This window comes from Corynebacterium sp., assembly GCF_030152825.1.
Taxonomy (GTDB): domain Bacteria; phylum Actinomycetota; class Actinomycetes; order Mycobacteriales; family Mycobacteriaceae; genus Corynebacterium.
In genome coordinates, this window is record NZ_JASLIP010000084.1 from 1 (window position 1) to 8880 (window position 8880).

Annotated in this window: 9 protein-coding genes; 8 read left to right on the forward strand and 1 reads right to left on the reverse strand. The window is 63.1% G+C overall.

Annotation, left to right across the window (positions count from 1 at the left end; genetic code table 11):
- The coding region (locus Q1V78_RS08650) for an inositol monophosphatase family protein (protein ID WP_300613642.1) at nucleotides 1–904 on the forward strand (904 nt) is incomplete at its 5' end.
- A gap of 185 nt (nucleotides 905–1089) precedes the next feature.
- Nucleotides 1090–1389: a DUF4193 domain-containing protein gene (locus Q1V78_RS08655; RefSeq protein ID WP_300613643.1), complete on the forward strand. Its 300-nt coding sequence runs from the start codon at nucleotides 1090–1092 to the stop codon at nucleotides 1387–1389.
- A 66-nt stretch (nucleotides 1390–1455) separates the two neighbouring features.
- Here the strand turns inward: Q1V78_RS08655 and Q1V78_RS08660 are convergent, their stop codons facing one another.
- Nucleotides 1456–1980: a DUF3093 domain-containing protein gene (locus Q1V78_RS08660; RefSeq protein ID WP_300613644.1), complete on the reverse strand. Its 525-nt coding sequence runs from the start codon at nucleotides 1978–1980 to the stop codon at nucleotides 1456–1458.
- 220 nt (nucleotides 1981–2200) lie between these two features.
- Between Q1V78_RS08660 and dut the strand changes: the two genes are divergently transcribed.
- The 6 genes from dut to Q1V78_RS08690 all read left to right on the forward strand — a co-directional run.
- On the forward strand, nucleotides 2201–2650 hold the full coding sequence (gene dut / locus Q1V78_RS08665; protein WP_300613645.1) for a dUTP diphosphatase: 450 nt from the start codon (nucleotides 2201–2203) through the stop codon (nucleotides 2648–2650).
- 165 nt (nucleotides 2651–2815) lie between these two features.
- Nucleotides 2816–3511 carry a DUF3710 domain-containing protein gene (locus Q1V78_RS08670; protein ID WP_300613646.1) on the forward strand — a complete coding sequence of 232 codons (696 nt, stop codon included), beginning with the start codon at nucleotides 2816–2818 and terminating at the stop codon, nucleotides 3509–3511.
- Entirely contained in the window at nucleotides 3504–4754 is a 1251-nt protein-coding gene (locus Q1V78_RS08675; RefSeq protein WP_300613648.1) for a class I SAM-dependent RNA methyltransferase, read from the forward strand. The genes Q1V78_RS08670 and Q1V78_RS08675 overlap by 8 nt, the downstream gene beginning before the upstream one ends.
- A 70-nt stretch (nucleotides 4755–4824) precedes the next feature.
- Entirely contained in the window at nucleotides 4825–6714 is a 1890-nt protein-coding gene (gene dxs, locus Q1V78_RS08680) for a 1-deoxy-D-xylulose-5-phosphate synthase (protein ID WP_300613650.1), read from the forward strand.
- A gap of 224 nt (nucleotides 6715–6938) precedes the next feature.
- Nucleotides 6939–7898 carry a siderophore ABC transporter substrate-binding protein gene (locus Q1V78_RS08685; RefSeq protein WP_300613652.1) on the forward strand — a complete coding sequence of 320 codons (960 nt, stop codon included), beginning with the start codon at nucleotides 6939–6941 and terminating at the stop codon, nucleotides 7896–7898.
- Nucleotides 7899–7986: 88 nt separating this feature from the next.
- A partial coding sequence (locus tag Q1V78_RS08690) for an iron chelate uptake ABC transporter family permease subunit (RefSeq protein ID WP_300613653.1) occupies nucleotides 7987–8880 on the forward strand: 894 nt, incomplete at its 3' end.

An 8880-nucleotide genomic window follows, 5' to 3' on the forward strand; every position in this document is an offset into this window, starting at 1 on the left:
TGCCTTGGTGTTGCGCACTCGCCGGGAACGCACCGATGGTGAGGCGGTGGCGGGCTCCATCATCGAGCTGATGGGTTCGGCGATGCCGGTGGCTCAGACCAAGTCTTCCGCAGTCGACCCCGTCACCGAAGCAGACCGCGCTGCGGAGACGTTCATCCGCGAGTGGCTGCATGACCGGTTCCCGCAGGCCACCGTGCTCGGCGAAGAGGAGGGGGCGGATAGTTCTGCCCCCGCTGCAGGATCCTTGGGCGCCGATCCTGGTGACTCTGCAGGGCCAAGGCTGGAGTGGATCGTGGATCCGATCGACGGCACCGTTAATTTCGTCTACGGGATTCCCGCCTTCTCTGTGTCAGTAGCAGCTGCCATCGACGGGGTGCCGGTGGCCGGTGCAGTCGTTGACGCTGCACATGGACATGTCTTTGGCGCCTGTGTCGGTGGCCCCGCGACGGTCGCCCCCGTTGATTTGGGGAGCGAGGACGCGGTCGTCGGTGACCGCAAGAACATTAGCCGGCAGGAGGCACGGAAGGACGCGGCGCAGGCGCTCGTGGCGACCGGTTTTTCCTACGACGCCGAACGCCGGCAGCGACAGGCACGCCTGCTGGGCGCCGTCCTGCCTCACGTGCGGGATATCCGACGCCTGGGTTCTGCCGCGCTCGACCTCTGCATGGTGGCCAGCGGTCAGGTGGACGGCTACTACGAGCACGGGCTCAACGCCTGGGACTTCGCGGCCGGCGCGCTGATTACTGCAAGGGCGGGAGCAACCGTGCTCACCCCCACGCTGAACTACACGGCGGACAGCGGGCTGCCCATCATCGCCGGCGTGCCGGGGGTGCAGGAAGAACTCGAAAAAATGCTGCTTAGCCAGGGTGCAGGGGGTAGCATCGAGCAACTTTCTTTGCGATGACTATGAGAGAGATGACAAGTGTGCACCTCATGGCCTAATATCCGCGTTCAGCACACATGAGGCGCCCTCGACTAGGGGCCGAATGGCTGCCGTGGAGAAAGGGCTTGTGGCCCCCGGTACGGCAGGTGGCGGGGACCCCGCCCAAGAACTGATGAGCATCATCCGAGGAATGTGGGAGGACAACGATGGCCACGGACTACGATGCACCGCGACGAAGCGCTGAGGAAGAGCTGGAGACTGACTCTCTCGAAGGCTTGAAGGCCGCTGAGAAGGCGGAGCCAGCGATTTCGGACACCGACGATGGCGAAATCGTGGAGCCCTTCGAACTGCCGATGGAGGAAGTCTCCGGGGAGGAGCTGTCAACCACGGTCACGCCGAAGCAGAACGACGAGTTCACCTGCTCCGAGTGTTTCCTCGTGCAGCACCGCAGCCGTGTAGGTGAAAAGCTCAGCGACACCGAGTTCATCTGCATCGACTGCGCTTAAGGCATAAAAAGCCGGCCTGTGGGTGTAACACCGAGCAGACCGGGAGGGCGGAGGCGCTGGGAACCCTTAGTAAATGGGCCTTCCCAGCGCCTCCAGCAGTTCCTGGGGGTTCTTGCTGGAGACCAGCCAGTAAGGGGTGGGGTCCAACGGATCATCGAGCACGAGCATTGCCATCGTCGGAATCCACCCCTTGTGAATGACGAAAGCGGCAGGGTCGAGCTGGCGACCCAACGCAGCTTGCTTCGCGGTGGGCGGAATGACCAGCGTGCGGTCGACCACGGAGGCCGGCAGCTGGGCATCACCCGCGCGGATAACCCTGCCCCCCCGGGAGTCTTCCACGACCTCGACCTTCGTCCGAGAAAGAGCGATGAGACCCCAAGCCACGAGGGCGGCTGCAATCACCCCGGCCACGATCGACCACCACCAGTCGCGACCCATCTGAGCCTGCCACGCAATGATGGCGACCACGCCGCTGGCGGCGAGCCACCAGGACAGCGGAACTTGCTGGGACTCGCTGTACAGCACCCGCGTGCCCGCCGCCTTGTCGGGCCTCGCCGGTGGTGGGGTCGATGCTCCGTTCGCAGCGTCCATGACTCGCAGAGTGCTCCTCGTCTACATGTGGATGTTTACCCGGCCCCTGACTCATAGACGATTCGGCGCCATGCTGAGCCTCAACCGGGTGGCAATTACCGGTCACCATCTTACCCACACACCAGCACGTTCTCCGAAGCAGCCGCTGCTCCCAGTAAGGGGAGGTTTTCCCGCGGCGGGCCCATCACGGGATCGGGACGACCTTGTAGAGTGGATCCTCATGAGCAGCCCGTTGGAAATTTTTCAGATTGATCCATCTCTCCCGCTACCCAACCGAGCGCACCCCGACGATGCGGGCATTGATCTTTACTCCGCCGAGGACATCACCTTGACCCCGGGGCAGCGCCGCCTGGTAGGAACGGGAATTGCGATGGCGGTGCCGGTCGGCAAGGTTGGCCTGGTGCACCCGCGCAGCGGACTGGCGGTGAAGAAGGGCCTATCGATCGTCAATGCGCCCGGAACCATCGACGCGGGGTATCGCGGGGAAGTCAAGATCAACCTGATCAACCTTGACCCGCAAGAAACAATCAGCATCAGCCGGGGTGAACGCATCGCTCAGCTGCTGATCCAGGAGGTCAGTCTCTGCGATATCGTCGCGGTGGACAGCCTTGATCAACTCGGGGAGACCGACCGAGGAAGTGGTGGCCACGGCTCCACCGGAACGCGTTGATACGCAGCCAGGTAGCCAGCTCCGTTAGCAGATTAAGTTTAGTTTTCAGCCTTTAAACCCCAACGGTGACGCTTGCCAGCGCCGCGTTAGCGAGTGCGAAAGGACAGTTGTTAAGAAATGTGGCCATTTTCTAAGAAGAACGAGCCATCCGGTGTGGAACCAAACGTGCCCCAGAACCAGGAAAAGCAGGAGGTTCCCGACTCGGCGAAAAGCGCCGCGGCCGGATCAGCAGAAGATGGGGCCCCTGTGCAGGGCGAGGACTTTGGTCCCTTTGACGGGGATACGCTCGACTACCGCGAGTACAATTTCAGCGATTTCGCCAAGGGCGGGCTCGACCTGGGGTCCATGATGATCCCGGTCCCACACGAGGCCGAGGTACAGGTTGAGATGGGCGATGACGGCCCACAGATGCTCCACATCCTCACCCCCTTTGGCCGGGTCACACCGGTGGCCTTCGCTGCCCCGACCACCGGCGAACTCTGGGATAACACGGTGCCCATGCTCATCGAGGGCATGGCGGCCGACGGGCTGGAGGCAACCACCGAGGAGGGTCCATGGGGCGCGGAGATCGTCGCACAGTCCGGTGACGGAACACTTCGGGTTATTGGGGCGACAGGCCCGCGATGGATGCTGCGCATGACCCTCGCCGGCCCACAGGAGTCAGCTGACCAGATGGCAGCGCTGGGCCGCGAGATCATCGCCCGCACCTTCGTCGTTCGCGGCACGGACCCAATCCCCGCCGGCGATCCGCTGCCGGTTCAGCTCCCGCAGGCCATGGTTGAGGAACTGGCGCGACACCTGCAGGAGCAGCAGAATGCCCCGGCACAGCAGCAGGATTCCAACGAGGACGGCAATGATTAGCCCGGAGACCATCACTCTGGATCTGGATCAACCCGGCCACCGAGGTGTGGTCATCGGCCAGCACGACGGACAGATCGTTTTTGTTCGTGGCGGGTTGCCCGGGGAGAAGGGGGTCGAGGTTGCGCTGGACCCGGCTAAAAAAAGCGGCAAGCAAAGGTTCCGCACTGGTCAAGCGCTAGCTATTGACCAGCCGAGCCCGCACCGGGTCGCTGGTCAATGCGACGCTGCTGCTGCCGGAGCTGGTTGCTGCGACCTCGACTTCGTTGATGCGGAAGGCTCGCTGGAATTTAAGCAGGCGGTCGTCATCGACCAGTTCCGTCGCCTCGCCAAGTTTGAGCTGCCGCAGGAATTCCTCGATGCTCATGTTCGCGCGACGAGACTGTGGCCTTTTACCCACTACCGTCACCGGGTGCGCCTCGGCGTCGACGAGGAAGGGCAGTCCGGTCTGCGGAAGCCCAAAAGCAATGAGCTTGTCCCGCTGGCTGAGGCTGAGTGCTCCCAGTGGCTGCCCGGACTGACCGACGGTGTCACCGGGCTCAACCCCAGCCCACACAGTGAGGTTGTGGTTGGCGTCGGTCGAGACGGTAAGCGCTCCGTCGTGGAGCTCAAGAAGACCCGCCGGGGCCGGAAACGCCATGTCCTCGACGGCGATGGGGAGGTGCTGCACTCCCATCTCGGTGTCAGCTGGAAGGTGCCCGTGGACGCGTTCTGGCAGTCCCATATCTCGGCCAGCGCCTATTACGCCCGCTGGGTCGCCGACCGATTGCACGGAGACCTGAACACTGTGTGGGACCTCTACGGCGGCTGCGGCGCTCTGTCCGCAGGGCTGCTGGGCTCCGCCCGTAACGTTGAGGTTGTGGACGTCGCGAGCAGCGCAACGCACGCTGGTCGGGAAGCGTTTCGGGCGGCCCGGGAGTCTCGCACCGAAGGCACAGACACGGCCGTGCGCTTCCGCAGCAGTGACGTCGGCGCGTGGCTGGAGAATCTCGAGGAGGTTGCGGACCTGGATGCCGTCGTCCTCGACCCGCCGCGTACGGGAGCGGGAGCGGCCGTCATTCAGAACATCGCGCAGCACCGCCCACCGCGGGTGATCCACATCGGCTGCGACCCCGCCACGGCAGCCCGTGACGCAGGCCTGTGGCGAGACGCGGGTTATGAGCTGTGTGAGATGGAGATCGTCGACGCCTTCGGGCTGACCCATCACGTCGAGACGTTGATGTACTTCGAGGCGTCGGGCGAATAACGCTGAAGGCGGTGTCCTCACTAAGCTGGGGCCAGCGAAAAGAATGTGGGATGGAGAGAAACTGAGTTCAATGGGAATCCTTGAAAATATTTCCTCACCAGCGGATCTGAAGATGCTCGATGAGGGTAAGCTGGATCAGCTGGCGCAGGACATTCGGGAATTTTTAATTGAAAAAGTTTCCGCGACCGGCGGACACTTGGGCCCGAACCTCGGTGTCGTCGAGCTGACGATGGCGCTGCACCGTGTCTTCGACTCGCCATCTGACCCCCTGATTTTCGATACGGGACACCAGGCGTACGTACACAAGATCCTTACGGGGCGCCGCGACCTCTTCGACACACTGCGGCAAAAGGACGGCCTATCGGGCTACCCGGACCGCGCGGAAAGCCCGCACGACTGGACCGAATCCTCCCACGCCTCGGCGTCGCTGTCTTATGCCGACGGGCTGGCCAAGGCCTTCGAGCTGAGCGGTCAGACTCACCGTCACGTCGCGGCTGTCGTTGGTGATGGGGCGCTCACGGGCGGCATGTGTTGGGAGGCGCTGAACAACATCGCCACCGGCAAGAAGCGCTCGATCGTCATCGTCGTCAACGACAATGGGCGTTCCTACTCGCCGACGATCGGCGGGCTGGCGGAGAACCTCGCCGCGCTGCGCCTGCAGCCTGCCTACGACAAGGTGATGGAGTCCGGGAAGAACACCCTCGGCCGTATGGGGTGGGTTGGGGACCGGGCATTCCAGCTGATTTCCGGGCTCAAGGAAGGGGTCAAGCACTCCATCCTGCCGCAGGAAATGTTCTCCGACCTGGGGCTTAAGTACATCGGCCCGGTTGATGGGCATGATATCGGCCAGGTGGAAAACGCGCTGCGTTACGCGAAGGACTACGGTGGCCCCGTCATCGTCCACACGATCACACACAAGGGCAAGGGCTTCGATCCGGCGGAGAAAGACGAAGCTGATCAGATGCACGCCACGGGCGTCATCGACCCTGTCACGGGTGCGCCGAAGGAAGCCTCGAAGCCCGGCTGGACCCAGGTGTTCTCCTCGCACCTCATCGAGCGGGCTGGGGAGAGGGATGACGTCGTGGCGATCACAGCCGCGATGGCCGGCCCCACCGGACTCGCGGAGTTTGGGGAGGTCCTCCCCCAGCGCACCTTTGACGTCGGCATCGCAGAACAGCATGCCGTGACCTCTGCGGCTGGCCTGGCCTTGGGTGGTTTGCACCCGGTTGTTGCGGTGTATTCGACCTTCCTCAACCGAGCCTTCGACCAGATGCTGATGGACGTTGGCCTGCTCGGTCTGGGCGTGACCTTCGTCCTGGACCGCGCGGGAATCACTGGCCCGGATGGGGCCAGCCACAACGGTATGTGGGACATGTCTATCACCGGAATTGTGCCGGGAATTCATGTCGCCGCCCCGCGTGACGGAGCGCAACTGCGCGTGGCGCTGGACCGGTGCCTCGATGTTGACGACGCTCCCACCGTCGTGCGTTTCCCGAAGGGTAGCGTTCCGGCAGACATTCCTGCTCTGCGGCAGGAGGAGAGCTACGACGTCCTGTTTGAGCACAGCACCGCCGATGGGGACGGTGCGGAGAAACTGCTGGTGATTAACTACGGCGCGCTCGTGGGACAATCCCGGGCAGCTGCAGAGGCAGCCAAGGCGAAGGGCTGGGAGGCCACGGTCGTGGATCCGCACTGGGTCTATCCGGTCTCTGAGGACCTCATCGAGCTCGCCGGCGCTGCCGACCTGGTGGTGACGGTCGAGGATAACGGTATCCACGGTGGGGCCGGTTCTGCGCTGCAGGCGGCATTGAGTGCTGCAGAAGTAGATACGCCGGTGCGTTTGCTCGCGGTGCCTCAGGAATACCTGGCGCATGCATCACGGGGCGAGGTGCTCGAGGAAGTGGGCCTTGATGTGTCGTCCGTGGAGGAGCGCGTGACAGGGTGGGTCGACCGTTTCTAGTGGCTTTTACCCCCTGTCCACCCGGCAATGGGGGTAATTAGCAACAGGAATGTTGTGTAAATTTCCCGTGGGATCAAATTAGGCTTGCCTATCTTCACTCTCTTTGACAGTATCTAGGGGGGACTTAGGGCAAGCTAACCTTGCTTGTTCGGTCAACTTTCGGAATAATACCGGCCGTGTCTCCCCGCAGAGGCGGACCGGGACGAACTAGGAAGAGCAAAAGATTGAAGATCTCCCACGCACTCGTTGCAGCAGCTGCCGCATTCTCCCTGATCCTCACGGGCTGCGCAGCCGAGGATAACTCCGCCGAGAATAACTCCGCGTCCAGCCAGCAGAATAACGCGGACCGAACCTATACCCTCGAGGCGGAAAACGGCACCGTCGAGCTGGAGTCCGAGCCGAAGCGCATCGTCGTCCTCGACTACGCCTCCCTCGACACCCTGGCTGCGCTGGGGGAGAAGGACCGCGTCGTGTCCACCGCCAAGGCCGCCACCATGCCGGAGGCTGCAGAGGGGATCGAAGCTAACGCTGGTTCGCTGAAGGAGCCGGACATGGAAGCCATCGCCACAGCGGACCCGGACTTGATCCTTATCGGCGGACGTCAGGAGAAGATGCTCAAGGAGTTCGAGAAGATCGCGCCGACCGCGAACATGACGATCGACTACGACCACTACACGATTGAGAGCAATCTGGAGCGCGTCGAAGCCCTGGGCAAGCTCTTCGGTAAGGAAGAGGAAGCTAAGGAGAAGGCCGACGAGATCCGCGATCGCGTGAAGAAGATCTCTGAGTCCGTTCCGGCTGATAAGAAGGAGGCCGCCGTCCTCATGACCAGCGGTGGCGAGATTAGCCTCTACGGTGCGGACTCCCGCTTCGGCCTGGTCTTCAACGACCTCGGCTTCACTCCGGCAGGCGACATCGACAGCGACAGCTCCCACGGCGAGAACGCTTCCTTCGAGCTGCTGAAGAAGATCAACCCGAAGACCATCTTCGTCATCGACCGCGACGCAGCCATCGGCCAGGAGGGCCACTCCGCGAAGGCCACCCTCGACAACGAGCTGGTCAAGTCGACCGACGCGGCCAAGGAGGACCGGATCTACATGCTGAGCGGTGCTGACTGGTACCTCAACGGTGGCGGCGTCGACGGCCTGGACACCATGCTTGACGATATCGAGCAGGCACTCTAATAAAACAAAAACCGCGCCACGGGGCTCCCGGGGCGCGGTGCAACCACGTAAATAGCGAGCGAGACGGCAGTAGGAGAGTAGCGATCAGATGGGTACCAACGGTTCCGTGAGCACCCTGACGAGGCAGGCAGGGGCCCCCTTGTCGCACGCCCCGCAGACCTCATACCGGAATGAGGTCGGATCTCAGAGCAATGCTATCGACGCCGCCGCAGTAAGCAGCTCCGCGGCGACGTCCGAATCTGCAGAACGTCTAGCGCCGCGTTCGCGCGGACTCATCTACGGCATGATCATCGCCGCCGTGCTCGTGCTGCTCTCGCTCCTCAGCCTGATGCTGGGGGCGGCGGATGCGGACTCCTCCGTGGTCGCTGTCTCCCGCATCCCGCGCACCCTCGCCGCTTTGCTGGCAGGGTCCGCGTTGGCCATGGGCGGGCTGATCATGCAGCTGCTGGCGCGTAACCGCTTCGTTGAGGCGTCGACCGTCGGCTCCACGGAGTCGGCGATGGCTGGTTTGCTGGCCGTCGCGCTGCTCCTGCCCGGTGCCCCGATGTGGGTGAAGCTCGGGATGGCAAGCCTCACCGCGCTCATCGGCACGATCGGATTTCTAGTTATCGTGTCCCGAATCAAGGTGCGAACCGGCTTCACAGTTCCGCTGGTGGGCATCATCTACGGCGGCATTATTGGCGCCGCCACCACGTTCTTCGCATACTCCTTCGACCTGCTGCAGAGCCTCGGTGCGTGGCAGCTCGGATCCTTCGCAGGCGTGCTCCGCGGCCGCTATGAGCTCCTCTGGCTCGTCGCATTGCTTGCCCTCGCAGCTTACGTACTCGCTGACCGGTTGACCCTGCTCGGCCTGGGCCACGACCTGGCTAAGGGAGTGGGCGTCCGCGTCAAGCTTGTCGAGTACTCCGCCATCGTCATCGTGGCTATCATCGCGGCCGTCACAGTCACCGTCGTGGGTGCGATTCCGTTCATCGGGCTGATC